The organism is Arthrobacter sp. StoSoilB5, from assembly GCF_019977235.1.
GTDB lineage: Bacteria > Actinomycetota > Actinomycetes > Actinomycetales > Micrococcaceae > Arthrobacter.
On the sequence record NZ_AP024646.1, the window covers coordinates 5,204,478 to 5,224,195 of the forward strand.

At 62.6% G+C, this 19,718-nt stretch carries 21 protein-coding genes; 11 read left to right on the top strand and 10 right to left on the bottom strand.

The features are described from left to right. Positions 1 to 63 precede the first annotated feature (63 nt). Entirely contained in the window at positions 64 to 612 is a 549-nt protein-coding gene (locus tag LDN75_RS23660; protein WP_223935102.1) for a CGNR zinc finger domain-containing protein, read from the top strand. 103 nt (positions 613 to 715) lie between these two features. Here the strand turns inward: LDN75_RS23660 and LDN75_RS23665 are convergent, their stop codons facing one another. The 3 genes from LDN75_RS23665 to LDN75_RS23675 form a co-directional block, all read right to left on the bottom strand. Then, positions 716 to 1,069 carry a hypothetical protein gene (locus tag LDN75_RS23665; protein ID WP_223935103.1) on the bottom strand — a complete coding sequence of 118 codons (354 nt, stop codon included), beginning with the start codon at positions 1,067 to 1,069 and terminating at the stop codon, positions 716 to 718. Positions 1,070 to 1,144: 75 nt separating this feature from the next. Next, a complete protein-coding gene (locus LDN75_RS23670; protein ID WP_223935104.1) occupies positions 1,145 to 1,714 on the bottom strand; it encodes a DUF308 domain-containing protein in 570 nt (189 codons plus the stop codon). A 9-nt stretch (positions 1,715 to 1,723) separates the two neighbouring features. After that, entirely contained in the window at positions 1,724 to 3,064 is a 1,341-nt protein-coding gene (locus tag LDN75_RS23675; protein ID WP_223935105.1) for an MATE family efflux transporter, read from the bottom strand. A gap of 42 nt (positions 3,065 to 3,106) precedes the next feature. Between LDN75_RS23675 and LDN75_RS23680 the strand changes: the two genes are divergently transcribed. Next, positions 3,107 to 3,691, top strand: a complete 585-nt coding sequence (locus LDN75_RS23680) for an antibiotic biosynthesis monooxygenase (RefSeq protein WP_223935106.1) — start codon at positions 3,107 to 3,109, stop codon at positions 3,689 to 3,691. Between the two features lie 40 nt (positions 3,692 to 3,731). Continuing rightward, positions 3,732 to 4,166: a DoxX family protein gene (locus LDN75_RS23685; protein WP_223935107.1), complete on the top strand. Its 435-nt coding sequence runs from the start codon at positions 3,732 to 3,734 to the stop codon at positions 4,164 to 4,166. Positions 4,167 to 4,316: 150 nt separating this feature from the next. Here the strand turns inward: LDN75_RS23685 and aztD are convergent, their stop codons facing one another. Beyond that, complete coding sequence (aztD, locus tag LDN75_RS23690; protein WP_223935108.1) at positions 4,317 to 5,627, bottom strand: zinc metallochaperone AztD; 1,311 nt, start codon at positions 5,625 to 5,627, stop codon at positions 4,317 to 4,319. A 217-nt stretch (positions 5,628 to 5,844) separates the two neighbouring features. Between aztD and LDN75_RS23695 the strand changes: the two genes are divergently transcribed. Next, positions 5,845 to 6,819: an acyl-CoA thioesterase gene (locus LDN75_RS23695; protein ID WP_223935109.1), complete on the top strand. Its 975-nt coding sequence runs from the start codon at positions 5,845 to 5,847 to the stop codon at positions 6,817 to 6,819. A gap of 103 nt (positions 6,820 to 6,922) precedes the next feature. Here LDN75_RS23695 and LDN75_RS23700 read toward each other — a convergent pair whose 3' ends face one another. The 4 genes from LDN75_RS23700 to LDN75_RS23715 form a co-directional block, all read right to left on the bottom strand. Beyond that, positions 6,923 to 7,579, bottom strand: a complete 657-nt coding sequence (locus tag LDN75_RS23700) for a GntR family transcriptional regulator (protein WP_223935110.1) — start codon at positions 7,577 to 7,579, stop codon at positions 6,923 to 6,925. A 119-nt stretch (positions 7,580 to 7,698) separates the two neighbouring features. Beyond that, a complete protein-coding gene (locus tag LDN75_RS23705) occupies positions 7,699 to 8,721 on the bottom strand; it encodes a transketolase C-terminal domain-containing protein (protein ID WP_223935111.1) in 1,023 nt (340 codons plus the stop codon). Beyond that, positions 8,718 to 9,608 (bottom strand): transketolase, encoded by an 891-nt coding sequence (locus tag LDN75_RS23710; RefSeq protein WP_223935112.1) that lies wholly within the window; start codon positions 9,606 to 9,608, stop codon positions 8,718 to 8,720. Before LDN75_RS23710 ends, LDN75_RS23705 begins: the two co-directional genes overlap by 4 nt. Positions 9,609 to 9,670: 62 nt before the next feature. Beyond that, entirely contained in the window at positions 9,671 to 11,008 is a 1,338-nt protein-coding gene (locus LDN75_RS23715; protein ID WP_223935113.1) for an MFS transporter, read from the bottom strand. Between the two features lie 204 nt (positions 11,009 to 11,212). Here LDN75_RS23715 and LDN75_RS23720 point away from each other — a divergent pair, with 204 nt between their 5' ends. The 5 genes from LDN75_RS23720 to LDN75_RS23740 are packed head-to-tail and all read left to right on the top strand — an operon-like array spanning position 11,213 to position 15,979. Continuing rightward, positions 11,213 to 12,055, top strand: coding sequence for a sugar phosphate isomerase/epimerase (locus LDN75_RS23720; protein ID WP_223935114.1), 843 nt, complete (start codon positions 11,213 to 11,215; stop codon positions 12,053 to 12,055). Positions 12,056 to 12,087: 32 nt separating this feature from the next. Further along, positions 12,088 to 12,861 carry an SDR family NAD(P)-dependent oxidoreductase gene (locus LDN75_RS23725; RefSeq protein WP_223935115.1) on the top strand — a complete coding sequence of 258 codons (774 nt, stop codon included), beginning with the start codon at positions 12,088 to 12,090 and terminating at the stop codon, positions 12,859 to 12,861. 33 nt (positions 12,862 to 12,894) lie between these two features. After that, positions 12,895 to 14,646: a dihydroxyacetone kinase family protein gene (locus LDN75_RS23730; protein WP_223935116.1), complete on the top strand. Its 1,752-nt coding sequence runs from the start codon at positions 12,895 to 12,897 to the stop codon at positions 14,644 to 14,646. A 9-nt stretch (positions 14,647 to 14,655) separates the two neighbouring features. Further along, entirely contained in the window at positions 14,656 to 15,114 is a 459-nt protein-coding gene (locus tag LDN75_RS23735; protein WP_223935117.1) for a ribose-5-phosphate isomerase, read from the top strand. Between the two features lie 37 nt (positions 15,115 to 15,151). Then, positions 15,152 to 15,979, top strand: a complete 828-nt coding sequence (locus tag LDN75_RS23740; protein ID WP_223935118.1) for a hypothetical protein — start codon at positions 15,152 to 15,154, stop codon at positions 15,977 to 15,979. Between the two features lie 44 nt (positions 15,980 to 16,023). On the opposite strand, the gene LDN75_RS23745 is transcribed toward LDN75_RS23740, so the two are convergent. Next, positions 16,024 to 16,647 carry a TetR/AcrR family transcriptional regulator gene (locus tag LDN75_RS23745; protein WP_223935119.1) on the bottom strand — a complete coding sequence of 208 codons (624 nt, stop codon included), beginning with the start codon at positions 16,645 to 16,647 and terminating at the stop codon, positions 16,024 to 16,026. A gap of 67 nt (positions 16,648 to 16,714) precedes the next feature. Between LDN75_RS23745 and LDN75_RS23750 the strand changes: the two genes are divergently transcribed. Further along, positions 16,715 to 17,221 carry a cupin domain-containing protein gene (locus tag LDN75_RS23750; RefSeq protein WP_223935120.1) on the top strand — a complete coding sequence of 169 codons (507 nt, stop codon included), beginning with the start codon at positions 16,715 to 16,717 and terminating at the stop codon, positions 17,219 to 17,221. A 2-nt stretch (positions 17,222 to 17,223) separates the two neighbouring features. Here the strand turns inward: LDN75_RS23750 and dnaB are convergent, their stop codons facing one another. After that, positions 17,224 to 18,609 (bottom strand): replicative DNA helicase, encoded by a 1,386-nt coding sequence (gene dnaB / locus LDN75_RS23755; protein ID WP_223935121.1) that lies wholly within the window; start codon positions 18,607 to 18,609, stop codon positions 17,224 to 17,226. A gap of 631 nt (positions 18,610 to 19,240) precedes the next feature. Between dnaB and LDN75_RS23760 the strand changes: the two genes are divergently transcribed. Then, positions 19,241 to 19,711 carry a hypothetical protein gene (locus tag LDN75_RS23760; protein WP_223935122.1) on the top strand — a complete coding sequence of 157 codons (471 nt, stop codon included), beginning with the start codon at positions 19,241 to 19,243 and terminating at the stop codon, positions 19,709 to 19,711. Positions 19,712 to 19,718 lie beyond the last annotated feature (7 nt).

Here is a 19,718-nt window from a genome sequence, read left to right on the forward strand (position 1 = left end):
CCTGTCAGGAGTAAAGTGGGCTTATGGTCATGACAGTACTCCCGAAACATGTAAGGAGTCAAAGTGCATTTTGCGCCTGACACCGAGATTGCACTTCGCAGCGTCGTCAATCTCATCAACACGGCAGCCAACGGCGAGGATTCCCTGGCTTCAGTTCAGGACCTCGACGCCTTTCTGGAGGCCGAAGAATTCTCCGGCTCGAGAACCCATGACGAAGCTGAATTGCGGAGCATCAAGCGGCTGCGCAGCGAACTGGCATCACTCTGGTCCGCCGATGAGGACACCGCCGCAAAGACCGTGAACAAACTCCTTATCGACGCCAAGGCACTCCCCCAACTCGTCAGGCACGACCACTGGGACTGGCATCTCCACGCCACTACACCCGAAGCACCCCTGGCCGACCGCATGGGCACAGAAGCTGCCATGGCAATCATTGACGTCATCCGCAGCCAGGAAATGGATCGCATGCGCGTTTGTGCCGCAGACGATTGCGACGCCGTGGTCCTTGACCTCAGCCGGAACCGGTCCAAGCTCTATTGCGACACAGGCAACTGCGCCAACCGCGCACACGTCGCAGCGTATCGGGCGCGGAAGGCGGCCGAGGGCGAGTAAATCTCTCCCCCCGGAAATGTAAGGTGGCGCTGCTGCTCCGCGCCGCTGCTGCCCCGCTCCACAAAAAAGCGCTCCCCCGCCGTGGTGAGGAAGCGCCGGAAGGTTAGTGGCCGCCGTCGGGCGTTTCTGTCTCGTCAGGAGCGGAACCGGGAGCGGCGGAACCACCATGCCCGGGACGCTTTGAACTGAGGTTTACACCGGAGCCCTTGCCTAGGTGCTCGGCGTTTTCCTTGTGGCTCATGGAGAGCATCGCAGCCACCACAAGGCTCACGATGAACGCGATACCAGCGCCGGTGAAGGCGAGGTCGAACCGTGGAGCGCGTGCGCTGCCGCCCGAGGCGAAGATGAGCACGGCAACAAATGCCAGCACTGCGAAGAACGCGGAGAACATGAGGGGTCCCTTGACCGAGGTCCGCATCTTGCGCGGCTCTCCTGGTGTCTGGTCTGCCACGGTCATTCCTCCAATGATGGCGGGCCTGTTCGGCTCCCCGCCGGTCTGCAATAGTTCTACAACGAGTAGAACGTCCAGCTACTAGTTTACGGCCTCCGGGGAAGCGCCCGGCGCAATGGCCTGGTTGCCCGTGTGAGCATCGTGCCGGAGCGTCAGCCCGGAGAGAATCCACAGCACTCCGGAAAGGATCGCTCCGCCACCGGCAACACCCAGAAGTGCGTGCGCCCCGAGCGAAATGAAGAGCGGCAACGCCGCAGCAGTACCCACTGCGATTACACCGGAAATGAGCCAATCGCGGGTCAATGAGTCACGCGTCCGGAGGCCGTGCACCACCTCAAGAACGCCAAGTACCAGCAATGCTGCGGCCGCAGAAAGCGCGACGCCGGCATCGGACTGAGTGACCAATGCCCCCACACCGGCGATCGCGACAACCACCGGAACTGCCGCAGGCAAAACGCGCGAGACCCACAACGAACCCGCTGTTGCCAGCAGATACAAGCCAACAGCCCAAGCCAGCACCTGCACCGAAGGCGATCCCCAGAAGATCGTGACCAGGCCAAACACCAGCGCAACGGCTGCCCGGAGCAGCACTGGTTTCCAGAGCTCGGCCATGGCGGGGGGTGTCTGGGAAGGAGTCGTGGGGAGAGTCACCCATCCAGTTTAGTGCGAACCAAGCACCACCCATTTATCCGTGCGCGCCCGCAGCCCCAAAGTGACACCGCGGGCCAGCATGTAGCCCAGCGCAAAAACGACCCACAGCCATACCAGTCCCGCCGCGCCGTCGGGCCTGGTCAGGTGGACGGCCGCCAACAGTGGCAAGTAGACCGCCAGATTTACGACGCCGGCAATCGCCAGATAGCGCGCGTCACCGGCGCCAATGAGGACGCCGTCCAGGACGAAGACGTAGCCAGCCAAAGGCTGTCCGACTGCGAGGACCCACAGGGCGACGGTCAAGGCCTCGCGGACACCGGCGTCGGACGTGAAGAGGTAGCCGGCCCATGGAGCGGCAACGGCAAGCAGAACGCCGGTGATCACTCCGAACCCGAGGCCCCAGCGAATCATGGTTCGGGTCAGTTCCCGGACGCGGCCAGCATTTCTGGCGCCCAGTTCCTTGCCGATCAAGGCCTGCGCCGCGATGGCCAGGGCATCCAAAGCGAAGGCGAGGAACGAGAAAATGGTCATGGCCAACTGGTGGGCTGCGAGGTTCACGGCGCCTTGGGCGGTGACTACCAGGACTGTGGCGAGGATGGCGAGGCGGAGGCTAAGGGTACGCAGCATCAGCCACGACCCAACCTTGGTCATGGCCCGAATGCCATGCCAGTCGGGCTGGAGGGAAACTCCGTGCTGCCGGGCGTTCCGGCCAACCATCACCAGATACACGGCGGCCATGGCCCATTGGGCAATGCTCGTACCGATGGCCGAACCAGTAACGGACAGATCCAATCCGTAGACGAGGAACCAGTTCAACGCGATGTTCAGCGCAAATCCGGCCGTGGCAACCACCAAGGGTGTCCGCGTGTCCTGAAGGCCGCGGAGCACGCCCGTCCCTGCGAAGATGAGCAACATCGCGGCCAGCCCGGGCATTGACCAGCGCAGGTAATCCACCGCGAACCCGCGAACCTCGCCAGTCGCGCCCATCAGGCCCACCAGGGGTTCGGCAGCGATAAAACCGACGACGGCGAGAAGCGCACCGAGGATCAGAGCCAGCCAAACGCCGTCGCGCCCTGCTGCCAAAGCCTTGCCGAGCTTGCCGTCGCCGATCGCCCGGGCGACGGCCGGCGTGGTCGAATATGCCAGGAAGACCATGAGTCCCACAGCGGTGTGCATAAGCGTGGATGCCAGCCCAACGCCGGCGAGCTGATCCACGCCAAGGTGACCCACGATGGCGGAGTCAGCGAGCAGGAACAGTGGCTCCGCTATGAGCGCGCCGAACGCGGGTACTGCCAGGCGCAGGATCTCGCGGGCATTGGAACGAGGGGTGATGGTTGTGGTTTGAGGCACTAAACAAGCCTAGTCCGCGTGGGGGCGGGTAAATTTGGGGCCGTGTCACACAAGCATCCCGTTACCGTTTCCGTAGCCCGCACCATCCTTCCGGGGTACATCCGGCAAGCAAATGCCTGGGCACACGCCGGCCAGGAATTGGCGCGCGAGTGGCCCGGATATCTCGGATCGGGATGGGTCCGGAGCGGGGCCGACTCGAACGAATGGCACATGCTGTACCGCTTCGCGGATGCTGAAACTTTGCATGGATGGGAGCAATCTGAGGAGCGGCGTTGGTGGATCGACAGCGCGCGGGAAATGATGGAGACCACGCGAGTTGAACGGCGTACTGGCATCGAGGGCTGGTTTTCACAGCCTGGCGATGCCTCCGTGGTTGTTCCCGAAACTGTTGTGCCACCGCGTTGGAAGCAGGCAATCAGCATCTTCCTACCGTTCTTCCCTCTTAGTCTGTTGGCCAATTTCCTGCTGCACCCTTTGACGCTGGGCTGGCCACTGGTGTTCCAAGTGCTGCTCAACATCGTCATCCTGACGCCGCTGATGACGTACATCTTCTTGCCGATCACGACTCGCCTCCTCCAGCCATGGCTGCAACGAAAACCACGTGGGATGAGTCACGGAACTTCTTAATTAGTTGACTCTTCAACTTATCTCCGGGAAGGTTGAAGACATGAACAAGTCCAGCTTGAGCACCACAGCCCTGACCGTCCTGCGCGTTATTGCAGGTTTTCTCTTCGCCGCGCACGGTTGGCAGAAGTTCAACGAATTCACCATCGCCGGCACCCAGGCGTCCTTCGCGCAGATGGGCGTGCCGGGCGCTTCCGCGGTAGCCCCGGTTGTTGCAACCCTTGAGCTTGTGGGCGGCATCGCTTTGATCCTCGGGCTCCTGACCCGGGTGTTCGCAGCCCTCCTCGCCGTCGATATGCTGGGTGCACTGTTCCTGGTTCACGCTCCGGCTGGCGTCTTCGTCGCCAACGGAGGATACGAGCTGGTCCTCCTCTTCGCCGGCGCCGCCTTGGCCCTCGCCCTGGCTGGAGCAGGCAAGATCTCCGCCGACAACGCCCTCTCCGGCCGCTCCGGCAGCAAGCTCCGCGTCCTCGCGTAGGCACGCCCCAACCCCCGACGTTCTCTCACATCCGAGCCCGAATAGCGGATCGCTCGCTCACTCTCGCGAAGAAAGTGAGCGAGCGTCGGCGTTTAAAGGTCACGATGTGAGAGAGCGTCGGCGTTTAAAGGTCACGATGTGAGCGAGCGTCTAGCCTTCGACGCCGGTCAGCTCGTTCGGGACGTGCTCAAGCTGCGCGGACTTCTTCACTTTGCCGGTTTTCAAGTCCACGGCGTGAATAGTGCGCGTCGCAGGTTCGGTGACGAACGCCGTCGAGCCTTGGACAAACAGCGTGGGGCGCGGGTCCTGCCAGGTGGTGGACTCTTCCCAGGCGGCGACTACCGGGATCGTCGAGGTCACTGAACCGGAAACCGGGTCGATAACACGCAAGGAACCATCGGTTCCGAGCACCAGCGCTTCGCCCTCCGGGCCGCGGCCCAGCGAGCGGAACGAGTAGCTGGTTCCAATATCCACAAGCTGAAGGGTTGCGGTCTCGGTGTTAACCAACGAGATGCGGGTTGGCCGTTCGAGTTCGACCGCCTCGTCCACCTTGTAATCCCCCAGGATCACCGGCGACTTCTCGGAACCCGCCTGGTTGCCCATACGTCCGTAAGCATCCGGACTGGCGACCTTCGTAATCACGCCATCCTTGTAGATCAGCATTCCGTTCTCGCATCCGACCACCACAGCTTCACCAGCAGCAACGGCCTCGCCATGGACGCCGGGGCAGTCCTCGTTGCGGAGGATTTCCTTGCGCTCCTGCCCCTTACCAGCTGAGAGCACTGCAATTCCGGAACGACTTTCCTCGTTGCCGAGGGTCACCAACAGCTTGCCGTCTTCGAGTTCGACGGCGACACCGTGGTGCGCTTCCGGCGTCGTATAGACGTCGGTTGCGGGCAGGGCACCATCCTCGATCGAGGCGTCCAACGAGGATGACTTGAAGCTCTCAACCTTGCCCGATCCGTCAGAGAACAGGACGGTCCTGCCTGCGTGACGAACCACATGCCCAGCCTTGTCCGCTTCAAACGCCAGCTCGGTCAGCTTGGGTTCGGCGACGTAGTGATGGCTGTGGTCGCCGTGCGGCTCAGTCCAGGCACCTGCGTCGAACAGGCGGAACGAGTCTCCCGTGGACACCAGCACGAGGCGCCCGTCGCCAGCCGGATTCAGTCGATTGAACCCGGACAATTCCGCGCCGCCAACGGCCTTGAGGGTTGTTACATCCAGAACTCCAATGCCGGCGTCGTGCGTGTACACGAGCCGCGGAGTCGGCGCGCCAGCCTCCTTCGGACTGGACTTTTCGCTGCTTGAAGCGGACGGCTCGGCGGCACCGGCTGGACCACCAGGAGTTCCGCAAGCGGTCAACAGAAGGGCGGAAAGCCCGACGGCGGCAAGCGGCTTTGCGGGGAACCGACGTCTCGGGGTGGTTGGGGCGGGGGAAATATGGGTGGAATGATGAGGCATGGGTTAAATGATATTGATTCTCATTTATGTATCAAGTCGATACCCGCATGCGTCGCCGCCGGTCTGTCCATTTCGGTGGTTTGCTGCGCATTCGATGGTTCGCCCGGCACTGTGCGCAGCGAACCATCGAATCGGCGGGGCAGACGGTCCGGCCACCCGGACAGCGCTTCACTTCTTAAGACACGTAACAGAAACCCGTCGACAGTAAACTTCGAGCATGAGCGAGACTGCCACCAATTCTGTGACCCTCCGCTTCCTGGCGGCCCCTACCGACGTCGGACACAGTGGTTCGGTCGATGCCGGCACAGTCCTCGAGTGGGTGGACAAGGCTGCTTATGCGGCGGCTGTGGGCTGGGCGAAGTCGTATTGCGTCACGGCGTACGTGGGCAATATCCACTTCACGGATCCGGTGAACAGCGGCGACATGGTGGAGGTAACGTCCACCATCGTTTACACCGGCCGCTCCTCCATGCACATCCACACGGTGGTCAGCTCCCGCGATCCCAAGGGGGGACCGGAGACGATGCACAGCCAGTGCATGGTGATTTTCGTGGCCGTCGGGCCTGACGGAAAGCCGATTCCTGTGCCACAGTTCGAGCCCTCCACTCCGGAGGAGATCGAACAACGTGATCACGCACTTGCGCGCATTGAAGTCCGTGAACAGATCGTCAATGCGATGAACGCCCAGGAATATACCGACGCCGGTACGGCCGAGCGCGTCGTCCTGCGGTTCATGGCGTCCCCCACTGACGTGAACTGGGGCGGAAAGGTCCACGGCGGCATCGTCATGAAATGGATCGACGAGGCGGCATACGTGTGTGCGTCGCGCTACTGCGGCAAGGACACCGTGGCAGTGTTCTCGGGCGGCGTTCGCTTCTACCGGCCACTGCTAATCGGACACGTCGTGGAAGTAGAGGCGCGCCTCGTTTACACCGGTGCAAAGGGCATGCACATTGCCGTCCACGTCCGCTCCGGTGATCCCAAAACCCGCGAGATGAACCTGACCACGTACTGCCTCACCGTCATGGTGGCCCGGGATGAAACGGGAACGGCGGTACCCATTCCCGAGTGGGTTCCCGTGTCCGACGAGGATAAGAAGCTGCACGCTCACGCGCGCGAGCTCCTGGAAATCCGCGGCCGGGCGCCGGGAAACCGGCTGCCTGATCATCTGCTGAAGGCGGCGGGCAACTAGCTCGGTCCAAGAGCTCCGTGTAGCTGGCAGGAAGGTCCAACTCGCGTGATTCAGTCATGCCTCGCACACTAGGCGACAGCCCTGACAAGAACGGCTGGCAGTACTACCCCACCAAGTTCTCCGCCGCACCATTCATGTGCGAGATGATGGTCTCGCGGGCCTTGGCGGCATTTCCGGTTTCGATCGCAGCAACAATGTCGTGATGCCGGCCCACGCTCATGTTCCGGGTGGCGCGCTCCAGCCCGGCGAACATGATGGACATCCGGATGGAACCCTCCAGGGATTCCCACGAGTGCAGCAGCGTCTCATTCCCGGAGAGGCGGCAGAGGGTGCGGTGGAATTCGAGGTCGGATTCGATCCGTTCCTCCAAGGATGACTTCGCGGCCTTGTCCATATTGTCGACGGCGGCACGCAACTGCGCGAGCGCGGTCTCCTTATCCGGCATCTCGCTAAGGGTCCGGGCGGCCAGGGATTCAAGGACTCCACGGACAGCGAAGATGTCCCGGATCTCCTTGACGTCGAGGTGCCGCACGGAGAGCCGACCCCGGGCACCGGCGGAGACCAGGCCTTCTTGCTCCAGTTGGCGCAGGGCTTCCCGGAGTGTGCCTCGGCTGATCTGCAGCATTTCAGACAGTTCGGTTTCCACGAGGTGCCGCCCAGGCTCCAGCTCACCGCTGGTGATCGCACTACGCAGAGCGGCGAGTGCCTGTTCGCGCAGGCTCTTCTTCTCCAGTCCCAGCAGGGATGCGGTGGCGGCCATGGTGTGTCCTCAAATTCTATGGGCGACTGCTAACAGTCTGGTGTTAACTGTTGATACTACGGGCAGTGGTGCGGGACCGGCAGCAACTGCCAGTCCCGCACCACTGTCGGAACAATAATTCAGCCCAGTTCAGCCAGCACCTTGGCTACGATCCGGTCCACTGACAGGCCGTATCGCTCGTGCAGCGTTGGCAACGCGCCGGCGTCGAGGAACTGGTCCGGAAGCGCGATGGGAACCACGCGCTTGCCCAGGCCGGCGGTTACGACGGCGGACGCTACAGTTTCGAACAGACCGCCAACAACCGTGTGGTTTTCCAGCGTGACGGCCAAGCGGTCAGTGTTGATTTCGGCCAGCACGGTTGCGGAGTCGAACGGCTTGATGGTTGGCGTGTGCACTACGGCGACATCCACGTTGTGCTTGGCAAGTGCATCTGCAGCCTGCAAGGCACGCATGGTCATCAGACCTGAGGATACGAACACGACGTCGTTGCCGCCTCGCAGGACCTTGGCCTTGCCGAGCTCGAACTTGTAGTCGTACGCGTCCAGGACAGTGGGTACGTTGCCGCGCAGGAGTCTCAGGTACGTTGGTCCATCCGAGGCCGCGAGCTGCGGAACAGCCTGCTCGATGTCCACGGAGTCGCAGGGATCCACGATGGTCAGGTTGGGCATGCCGCGGAAGATCGCCATGTCCTCGGTGGCCTGGTGGCTCGGTCCGTAGCCGGTGGTCAGGCCGGGAAGCCCGCCAACAATGTTGACGTTGAGGTTCGGCTCGGCGATATCCAGGCACAGGAAGTCGTACGCACGGCGAGCGGCGAACACCGAATAGGTGGACGCGAACGGAATGAGTCCCGTCTCGGCCATGCCCGCTGCGGCTCCGAAGAGGAGCTGCTCGGCCATACCCATCTGGAAGTACCGGTCCGGGAAGGCCTTGGCGAAAATGTGCATGTCCGTGTACTTGCCAAGGTCCGCCGTGAGTCCAACAATCCGCGAATCGGCCTCGGCAGCCTTGACCAGCGCGTGCCCAAACGGCGCCGAAGTCGTCTTTTGGCCGGGGTCCGCAAAGGACGCGATCATGGCGGAGGTTTTCAGCTTCGGCTTGGCCGCCGAACCTGCCGAACCCGCCGCCGTCGTAACTGTGCTCATGCTGAAGCCGTCCCTTCGTATCCTGCGGTCAGCTGATCGCGGCAGATCTGCCATTCGTGTTCTTCGATGCGCATGAAGTGCGCCTTTTCGCGGGTTTCCAAGAGCGGCACGCCGCGTCCAACTTTGGTGTCGCAGAGGATCACGGATGGCCGCCCGGTAGCCGCTGACTGAGAACCAATGTTGTCGAACGCTGCCAGCAGCGCACCGACGTCGTTCCCGTCCACGCGCTGGGTGTACCAACCGAACGCTTCCCACTTCTCGGTGACCGGTTCGGTGCGCAGCACGGTATCCGTGGCGCCGTCGGCCTGGAGGGCGTTGATGTCCACCATTGCAGTGAGGTTCCCGAGCTGGTGGTGGTGCGCACCCATGGCGGCCTCCCACGTGGATCCCTCATCCAGCTCACCATCGGAGAGGAAGTTAATCACGCGGGACGCGGAGCTTTGGAGACGCAGGCCCAAAGCCATTCCGACGGCGATCGTCAGGCCGTGGCCCAGCGAACCGCCGGAGATCTCCATGCCCGGGGTGTAGGTGGACATGCCGGACATCGGGAGGCGGGAATCGTCGGAGCCGTACGTTTCGAGCTCAGCTACAGGCACGATTCCGGCTTCGGCCAACGCCGCGTAATGGCCGATCGCGTAGTGGCCCGTAGAGAGAAGGAAGCGGTCGCGTCCCTCCCAGTGCGGGTCTTCGGCACGGTACGTCAGCTGGTCGGCGTAGACGGCAGCCAGCATGTCAGCGGCGCCGAGGGCTTGGCCAACGTAACCCTGGCCTTGGACCTCGCCCATGGTCAGGGCGTGGTGGCGGATGCGGTAGGCGGCGGCACTGATGCGCTCTACCCGCTCGGCCGCGGGAGCGGCCGGAGCCGTTTCAACTGATGAGAGAGTCACTGGTTTCCTTCCGGAGTCGGGCGCGTGCCGATGGGGAGTACGCGCCCGACGTCGATGGCTGCTTAGGCGTTTACCGTCTGGGGAGTTTTGCTGGCGGCTTCTTCGGCGAGCGTACGCTCACGCTTGCCCCAGGTTTCCCGGGTGATCAGCGCTGCCCACAGGCCGATGGCTGCGTAGAAGCTGAACAGCAGCGCCGGTCCGATCCAGCCCATGCTGACGAACAGCAGGGTGGTGATGAAGGGGGTGAAGCCGGAGACCATGGCAGAGATCTGGTAGGACAGCGAAGCTCCGGATGAACGGGTCTTGGCTTGGAACAACTCCGGGAACCAGGCGCCCTGGGCGCCGGCGAGGGAGTTCTGGCACACGGCATAGGCGACGACGATGGTCGCGATGATCAGCAGGAACAAGCCAGTGTTGACCAGCATGAACATCGGGATGCCGAAGACGACGGCGAAGGCGGTGGACCAGATGTAGACGGGACGGCGACCAACTTTGTCTGTGAGCTTTCCCCAGAAGTATGTGGCGAAGATACCGATGCCGGCTGCAACGCAGAGCGCCACCAGGGTTTCAGTCTTGTCCGCCAGCTTGTTGGTGTGCAGGTAGGAAATCATGTAGGTCACGGACACTGCGTAACCGGCGGTTTCAGCAATACGGAGGCCGATGCCACGGACGATGTTGCGCCAGTCGGTCTTGATGACATCCACAATGGGAGACTTCACGATGTCGCCCTTGGATTTGACGTCCTCGAAGACCGGCGACTCGGGAACCTTGGAGCGGATGATGAGGCCCACGGCAACCAGCACGATGCTCGCGAGGAACGGTACGCGCCAGGCCCATTCACTGCCGAGTCCGACGCTGCTGAGGAAGACGAGGTTTGCAAGCAACAGACCAACCGGGAAGCCGGCCTGCACGATTCCCGTGAACTGGCCCTTCTTCCGCCATGGCGCGTGCTCGTAACTCATGAGAATGGCGCCGCCCCACTCGGCACCGAAGGCCAGGCCTTGGATGACTCGTACGATCACCAGGAGCGCGGGAGCCAGGAGGCCCACCTGCTGGTACGTGGGCAGCAGGCCGATAGCGAAGGTTGCCAGGCCCATCAGGATGAGCGAAGCCACCAGGACCGGCTTGCGGCCGAGCTTGTCGCCGAGGTGGCCACCTATGATTCCGCCCAACGGACGGGCAGCGAAGCCGACGCCGAGGGTCGCGAAGGAGGCCAGGGTGCCAGTCACCGGGTCGGCGCCCGGGAAGAACGCTGTACCGAAGTACAGTGCAGCGGCTGTGCCGAAACCGATGAAATCGTAGGTTTCGATGACTGCGCCAACGCCCGAACCGACGGCGACGCGCTTTGCTTCCTTGGTTCCATGAACCGGACCACGCATGGTCAGAGCTTCATTGCTCATTTGTGTATTTCCCTTTCGAAGAGTGAGGCGCTTCTTCGGCAACCCCACTGTCGACAGTCAACATAATACGTCAACTGTGACCGAGGACACCAGCAATGTCAACAGTCAACTTCAAAGGTTGACTGTCAACAGTCAACCCGGCTAACGTGGTCTCCATCACTAAGGCCTTCTCTGGCGAGGGCCCCAACTTGAGGATCAACGACGATGTTCCATCACCGACTGGGCTGTTCTTCCATCAGCTTCCGCCACCACGATTTGGAGACGGCCCTGAAAACAATGGGTGGCCTCGGCTTCGAAGAAATCGACCTTGGCGCGTTGCCCGGCGTTTGCGACCATGTGCCCTACGTACTGGACGCCGAGGCAGTGGGGGCGGTTGCCGCCGTCGTAAATTACTCGGGCCTGCGCGTCCGCTCGGTAAACGGCGATGTTGGGGACCTGAACGCAACGCTCGACGCCGGTGCGCAGGAAGCGCGCGATCGGCACCTTGAGATGCTGCTCGCCTTGGCGGCCAAGACGGGTGCGAACGCTCTGGTCCTGCCGTGCGGCGCGATCGACCATGACCCCGTGAAGAGCTTGGAAGAGGACATCGACGCTGTGGCAGCTCAATTGATCCAGGCGTCTGCTCGCGCCAAAGAGGTCGGCGTCGAGCTGTGGACCGAATCCCTGCACTACTACCGGCTGTGCTGGAACACGGAACGCGCGCAACTGCTCGCAGACCGCCTGGCCGGTTCGGACGTCGGAATCGTCATGGACTTCAGCCACATTGTGGCCTCTGGAGGCGACCCCGTGGACTTCGTTGATCGCTTCTCCGCCAGCATCAAACACGTCCACCTACGCGACGCCGTTTCGGCCACAGAAAACGAGCCGGGGAACATCAACCTCAGCATCGGCAATGGCAAGGCCGACTTCGCTGCCGGACTCGCAGCCCTGCGGGAAGTTGGCTACACCGGTCACTTCTCCCTGGAGCTCGAAACCCGGGACGTCACCCACGATGAACGCCCGGCAGGCGCAGCCAAGGCGGCCAGTTACATCACAGACCTCATCTGAACTTTTCCAACAACCACCATTCAAGGAGCACCATGACCAACATCCAGCGCACCGCCGTCCTCACCGGAGCTACCTCCGATCGCGGCATCGGCCTGACCACCGCCCGCCGCTATGCCAACCAGGGCTGGGGCATTGCCATTCTGGACCTCGACGGCGAGAAGTCCGCCAAGGTTGCTGCCGAAATTGCCAACGAGTTCAACGTCCCTGCATTCGGCTACGAAATCGACGTTGCCAACGAAGCTTCCGTCACCGCAGCCCAGGCCGCCGTGGCCGCGGAAGTTGCCGCCGGAAACCTCCCGCCCGTCGGCGCCCTGGCCAACATCGCCGGCATTACGTCCCCCGTTCCTTTCCTGGAAACCACCCTTGAGCTGTGGCACAAGGTCATGGACGTCAACGCGACCGGCACTTACCTGGTCACCAAGGCCTTCCTTCCGGACATGATCGCCAACGGCTGGGGCCGCATCGTCAACATGTCCTCGGTCTCCGCACAGCGCGGCGGCGGCGTGTTCGGCAAGGTCCCCTACTCCGCAGCAAAGGCCGCCATCCTCGGCTTCACCAAGGCACTCGCCCGGGAAATCGGCGATACCGGCGTGACCGTCAATGCCATCACCCCCGGCGCCGTGGACACCAACATCCGCGTCGGCAGCACCGAAGAACAGGAAGCCGCCATCAACGCAGGCATCCCCTTGGGCCGCAACGCCACCACCGAGGAAGTTGCCGCCGTCATCACGTTCCTCTCCTCCGAGGACTCCGCATACCTGACCGGCACCACCATCGACATCAACGGCGGCAGCCACATCCACTAATTCGAGCTGCTCGAAGGAAACCCAGGACCCACTATGACCAGAATCTTCAACGATCCCGCCGACTTCGCTGACGAAGCCCTCGCCGGTTTCTGTGACGCCCACTCGGACCTTGTCCGCCAGGTAGAAGGCGGCGCAGTCCGCCGCAGCCGCCCGGCAACTCCGAAGGTCGCCGTCATCACCGGCGGCGGCTCCGGACACTACCCGGCCTTCGCAGGCATCATCGGACCGGGCTTCGCTGACGGTGCCGTGGTGGGCAACATCTTCACTTCGCCCTCCACCCAGCAGGCCTACTCCGTGGCCAAGGCTGCCGACTCCGGCGCCGGCGTCGTCCTCACGTACGGCAACTACGCCGGCGACGTCATGAACTTCGGCATGGCCACCGAACGCTTGAACGCCGAGGGTATCCCGGCAGAAAACGTGCTGGTCACGGACGACATCGCCAGCGCAGCCCCGCACGAGGCCGAGAAGCGTCGCGGGATTGCCGGGGACTTCGTGGTCTTCAAAGTCATGGGTGCAGCGGCCGAGGCCGGGCTCGACCTCGCCTCGGTGGTCCGTGTGGGACGCAAGGCCAACAGCCTTACCAAGACCATCGGCACGGCATTCAGTGGTTGTACCTTCCCGGGGGCCGATCAGCCGTTGTTCCGTCTTCCCGAGGGGCAGATGGGCCTGGGCCTGGGTATCCACGGCGAGCCTGGACTGTTCGATACCGAGCTGCCGTCCGCCGTCGAGCTTGGCCAGGAACTCGTCCGACGCGTGCTGGCTGAGACGCCGGAGTCCGGTTCAACGCGGCTGGCCGTGATCCTCAACGGTTTGGGTTCCACCAAGCACGAAGAACTCTTTGTCCTGTGGCGCACGGTGGCTCCCCTCCTCCGCGAGGCCGGCTACACGCTTGTCATGCCGGAGGTTGGCGAGCTGGTGACCAGCCTGGACATGGCCGGCGTTTCGCTGACGCTCACATGGCTGGATGACGAGCTTGAGCAGTACTGGACCGCTCCCGCGCTGACGCCGGCGTACCGTCGTGGGGCTGTTGGCTTCGAGGTTGCTTCGGCCAAAGACTCTGGGGTCGACGCTTCTGCCGCTGCCGCTGTTGACTACTCCGCCACAAGCGAATCGCGCGAATATGCTGCGCAATGCCTCTCCGCCCTGGACGCTACTGCCGACCTGTTGCGGGACTCCGAAGCAAAACTGGGCGACATGGACGCAATCGCCGGCGACGGCGACCACGGCCGCGGCATGGTCCGCGGATCCGCGGCAGCCCTCGCCGCGGCATCTGTTGCGTCCGAACGCGGCGCCGGAGCCGGCTCCGTGTTGATCGCCGCCGGTGACGCCTGGGCCGATAAGGCCGGCGGTACGTCGGGCGTCCTGTGGGGCGCCGGACTGCGCGCCTTTGGCGAGCGGCTGGGAGACGCAGAAACCCCGACGCCGGTGGTCCTCGCCGAGTCTATTCGCGCCTTCGCGGACCGCATCACCAGCCTTGGCAAGGCCGAGATCGGTGACAAGACAATGGTGGACGCGCTGCTGCCGTTCGCTTCCTCGCTTGAGGCCCTTATCTCTGCTGGCACTGCGCCCGAGGATGCTTGGTCCGCTGCCGCGGCCGACGCTGCCAAGGCCGCTGCAGCCACCGCGGAACTTCGTCCCCTCAAGGGCCGAGCGAGGCCGCTGGCCGAGAAGAGCATCGGTACGCCGGATCCCGGGGCGACGTCGCTCGCCATGGTGTTTGCCGCCGTCGGGCCGCATTTCGCCGCAGTTCCTGTCACGGCAAGCAACTTCGCAACGAGCAACTAGGAGGATCACATGCGTATCATTGTGGGCGCCGACGAAGCAGGCGTTGATTACAAAGACCAGATCCTGGCCGACCTCTCAGCGGACTCGCGGATCACCGAAGTGATTGACATCGGCGTGAACCGCGCGGACGAGGACTTCACCAAGCCCTACCCGTATGTGGGAATTGCAGCCGGTGAAATGATCCGCGAGGGCAAAGCCGATCGGGCCATCCTGTTCTGCGGGACTGGGATCGGCGTGGCCATCGCGGCAAACAAGGTTCCGGGCATCCGGGCTACAGCTGCACACGATTCCTTCTCCGTGGAGCGATCCATTCTGTCCAACGACTGCCAGGTCCTCACCATGGGCCAGCGCGTTGTGGGCGTGGAGCTGGCCCGCCGGCTAGCCAAGGAATGGATCGGCTACGCGTTCGACCCCGAATCCGGCTCGGCCGCGAAGGTCAAGGTGCTCAGCGACTTCGAGGGCTGCTAGGCCTTCGGGGCGCTCCTGCCTCGCGATAAACTGGACCATGACCGGTGCCCGTGCCCGTCTGCTGGCTTGGTCCTTCGCCCTGGCCGTCCTCCTTTCAGGCTGTTCGTCCGCGACCGGCGTGGACGAGGCCGCCTCCAACCAGCCGCAACCAGTCGAGTCCGCGCATCCAGTGGCCGGGGAAGTCGCCCTCGCCACTCAAGCACCCCCGCAGGCTGCCCCCAGCCCAACTTCGGTGCCGGTACCAGTCCCGGCACCGGTGGGAACGCCTCAGCCGTACTCCCTTAACCTCTACCAAGAGGGCGACTTCGTACCGCAGTACACGTTCGACTGGTGCGTCGCGGCGAGCATACAGATGACGCACAACCTCATCGATGACACGGGCGGCGGTACCTGGGCCGGCCGCGCCCAGCAGAGCGAACTGTGGGAAATGGCGCGAATGAGGTCCTCCGATTCATTCAACGGCGCCAACCCCTTCGGTTGGGCAGCGGTGCTGACCGCCGTTGGGATGGGTCCCTACGAAGTTGTCAGCATCGCCGACTACGAGGATGCCCTGCAGGCTGCGGCGCGCGCCATGGCCAGTACGGGCCGCCCCGTTGGGCTGGTCATGTGGAGTGGCCGCCACGCCTGGGTAATGAGCGGATTCGAGTCACTCGGCGATCCTGCCCAATTCCCGGAAATCCCGGTTACCGGAGTACGCGTCCTGGATCCGCTGTACCCCTATGGGAGTGGGCAATGGGGGCCATCACCTGCCCCCAACAGCCTGCTGACCCCGGATCAGCTGGCGACACAATTCGTGGTCCGGGAGCCGCGACGCTGGAGCAGCGCGCTCCCCACCGGGTACCTGATGGTGCTTCCCCGGCGCTAACCGGTCGCCGTGCCCTGCTCATAGCACGGCCCGGCGGGATCGGTTTATGAGCCGCCTGGGAGTCCGCTAGCGACCGCATGGGACAACAAGGCCCTCGCTGTCCACCGCATCGAGGCCACTGCGTCCTCACGGCTAAGGCCCCCAACATCGGTCAGCCAGACCAGGGACTCGATGCCTATGGCACTTCGGATGGCCAGTACCAGCTGATGAAGGTCCTGATCTGTCATTGTCTTTTGCATTGGGGCAAGCGCTTCGGTGATCCAAGCTATGGCCCTGCCCTGCCGGAGCGGAAGGCTACGGCCTTCACCGATTGTCTCTTCAAGGGAAAGCCGAAGCATGGTTCGTTGCTGTGCTTCCGTCTCAATAATGATCTTGAGGAACTCGACCACTACGGCGTCCAGCCGCTCCGCCACGCCCTCTGGCGGCGATTCCGGAAGGAGGGATGTTCGCGCGGTCTCAGGATGGGCGGCGGCCAGTAGCTCCCTCTGCCCGGAGAAATACCTGTAGGCAGTACTCCGCGGGATCCCTGCCGCTTGGGCGGCTTCATCCACTGTGGGAGAGACGCCGGACGCGATCAGGGAACGTGCTGCCCCAAGGAGGGTATCCAGCGTACGGCGCTTTTGACCGGTCCGACCAACGTCAACGTAGGCTCTTGACATACCACTCATGGTACATGAGTCTTGTTATGAGACATACGTCTCATAAGTCTTCCTACCACGCATCGAGGCGAGCATCATGGAGACGACGAAAGCGGCATCAGCAATCATCCGGCAGCCAGGCGAAGGCGCGAGGCGCTGGTTCTTCGGCGGCGGGGTGCACACATGGAAGGCGACGGGAGACGAGACGGCAGGCGCGTTCCTCCTGTTTGAAGACGAGATGTCCCTCAACAAAGTCACACCCATGCATACCCATCCCGATTCCGACGAGACCATGTACATATTGGCCGGAGAGATCCTGATGAACATGGACGGTGAGGAGCATCGCGTCGCCGCGGGCGGAGTGACCATCGCACCGCGCGGCGTCCCCCACGCCTTCAAAGTTCTTCAGGACGGAACCCGCGTTTTATGCCTCCACACGCCAGGCAGCACGCAGGCCTTTTACGACGGCGCAAGCGAACCTCTCGGCACCAACGGCGAGGCTCAGGCGGTGGATTTTGACCGCATCAGGGAATCAGGACGTGTGAATGGCGGCATCGAAATCGTGGGCCCTCCCCCATTCCCGCAGGCCGGGCCCCGCGGCTGAATCTAGAACCCGCCCCCACCGCCGGCATCGCCAGCCATGTTGGCGAAACGCGAGTAGTGGCCTTGGAACGCCACGACGATGTCTTTGGTGGGGCCGTTACGGTGCTTGGCGATGAGGATGTCGGCCTCGCCAGCACGTGGCGATTCTTTGTCGTAGACGTCTTCTCGGTGGAGCAGGATGACCATGTCGGCATCCTGCTCGATGGAACCGGATTCACGGAGGTCGGACACCATGGGTCGTTTGTCCTGACGCTGTTCGGAACCACGGTTCAGCTGCGACAGCGCAATGACGGGAACCTGAAGTTCCTTGGCGAGCAGCTTGAGGGCACGCGAGAACTCGGAGACTTCCTGCTGGCGGGACTCCACTTTCTTGCCCGAGCTCATCAGCTGGAGGTAGTCGAGGATCACGAGCTTGAGGTCATGCTGCTGCTTCAGTCGGCGGCACTTTGCCCTGATTTCCATGAGCGACATATTGGGGCTGTCGTCAATGAAGAGCGGGGCGTCGTTCATGCGGCCCATGGTGGTGGCGATCTTGGACCACTGCTCGTCCTTGATAGTGCCCTTGCGAAGGTCCTGCAGCCCGATGGTGGCTTCGGCTGAGAGCAGACGCATCGCGATCTCGTTCCGGCCCATTTCGAGGGAGAACATGACTGTGGCCAGGTTGTTCTTGATTGCGGCGGAGCGGGCGAAGTCCAACGCGAACGTGGACTTACCGACCGCAGGACGGGCGGCGATAACGATCATCTGCCCCGGGTGGAGGCCGTGGGTCAGTTCGTCTAGCTCGTAGAAACCGGTGGGAACGCCAACCATGCCTTCGCCGCGATGGCCGGAAGCCTCGATCTCGTCCACAGTGGACTCCATGACGTCCTTCAACGCCACGTAGTCTTCGGCAGTGCGCTTTTCAGCAACCGCGTAGACCTCGGCCTGTGCCTGGTTGACGAGGTCTTCCACTTCGCCATCCTGGCCGTAGCCCATCTGGACAATCTTGGTGCCGGCGTTCACGAGTCGGCGCAAGACTGCGCGCTCTGCGACGATCTCGGCGTAATAGCCTGCGTTGGCGGCCGTGGGAACGGTTTGGATGAGCTCGTGCAGGTAGGCCGGTCCGCCGATCCTGTTGATCTCTCCGCGCTTGGTCAGCTCATCGGAGACCGTAACGGCGTCGGCAGGTTCGCCGCGACCGTAGAGGTCAATGATCGACTCGTAAATGGTCTCGTGGGCGGGACGGTAGAAGTCGTGGCCACGGACGATTTCGACGACGTCGGCGATTGCGTCCTTGGACAACATCATGCCGCCAAGGACTGACTGCTCGGCGGGGATGTCCTGCGGAGGTTTCCGGCTCGAGTCCGAAGAGCGTGCGCCCTCGATTGAGTCCAAGTGCGTAACTGACAAAGCCGTCCTCCATTTGTGTACCGCTGCAGAGAGTTAGTCCCTCAGTGGTGCGTAAAGCGCAGGTGTACCTGGGATGGATTGCCCGAGCCTCCGGACCAGCCGAGTGCTCCTGTTATATCCATAGAGGTCCGACAATTTTCGGCTTTCCCCAATTTCCACAACTTATCCACAGAAGTCTCCCCAAGCATGTTTGCGCGCGGCTGCTTAGAGGTCACTGAGAGGGCAATTTCCATACTGAAACAGGTACCCGAGCCACGTTAGCGGTGCGCGGTCCGGGTGCAAAGTCCACTGTCAAGCGCACATGTGGATAACCTGTGGAATACCGCCCCCACGTTGTGCACAGTCTGTGCGTTACCCTGTGGATAGAGAATTTCTTTTTGCGGCAACTAGGCTCTGACCTGCGGAAACGTTCATCACAGCCTGTGGAGCAAAGAAAGTTTTGGGGAAAAATCATCCACAGAACCAGCTGGTCCGGATGGTCGTCCGAGCTCAAAATCCATGCTAAACATGCCGTAAATGTGATGCATCTTACAAAGAGGGCCTTAATTTGACACTGTCCTCTCAGAAGTCTATGCCGGGAATGGAATGTGCTGTGGATAACCAAGTTCTGGCATAAGCTCTAAGCATGGGGATGAACTTTGGTGACGTGCTGATGATTGCCCTTCCGCTAATTGTCCTCCTGGGCCTGCTGTGGGCGCTTTCAGCGGCCTTCAAACCGCGCGACACAGGCCTTTCGGATGCCGAGCGCTATCAACACGAGCTTGCGGCTCGCTCCGCAGCGCACCAAGCTTCCCAAGTCCAGGCGGCCCTTGCTGCCCGCGCCAAAATCGAGGCTTCCACCAAGCCAAGCCAGAACGAGGCCCAGCACACCCAGCAGACGGAACAAAGCCGGGCTGCTCATCAGGCTCAAGCTGCCAGGACGGCCGGCGCTCAAACCGGGCACCAGCCAGCGGTGCTTCCCAATGGCCAACTCAATCCCCAGCTCGCCTTCGACTTGCAGAACCTGGTCCGCAGCGGGCGCAAGATCGAGGCCATCAAAGTCTTCCGCCAGGCCACCCATTCAGACTTACTCACCGCTAAGAACTATGTAGATCGGCTCTGACAACGCC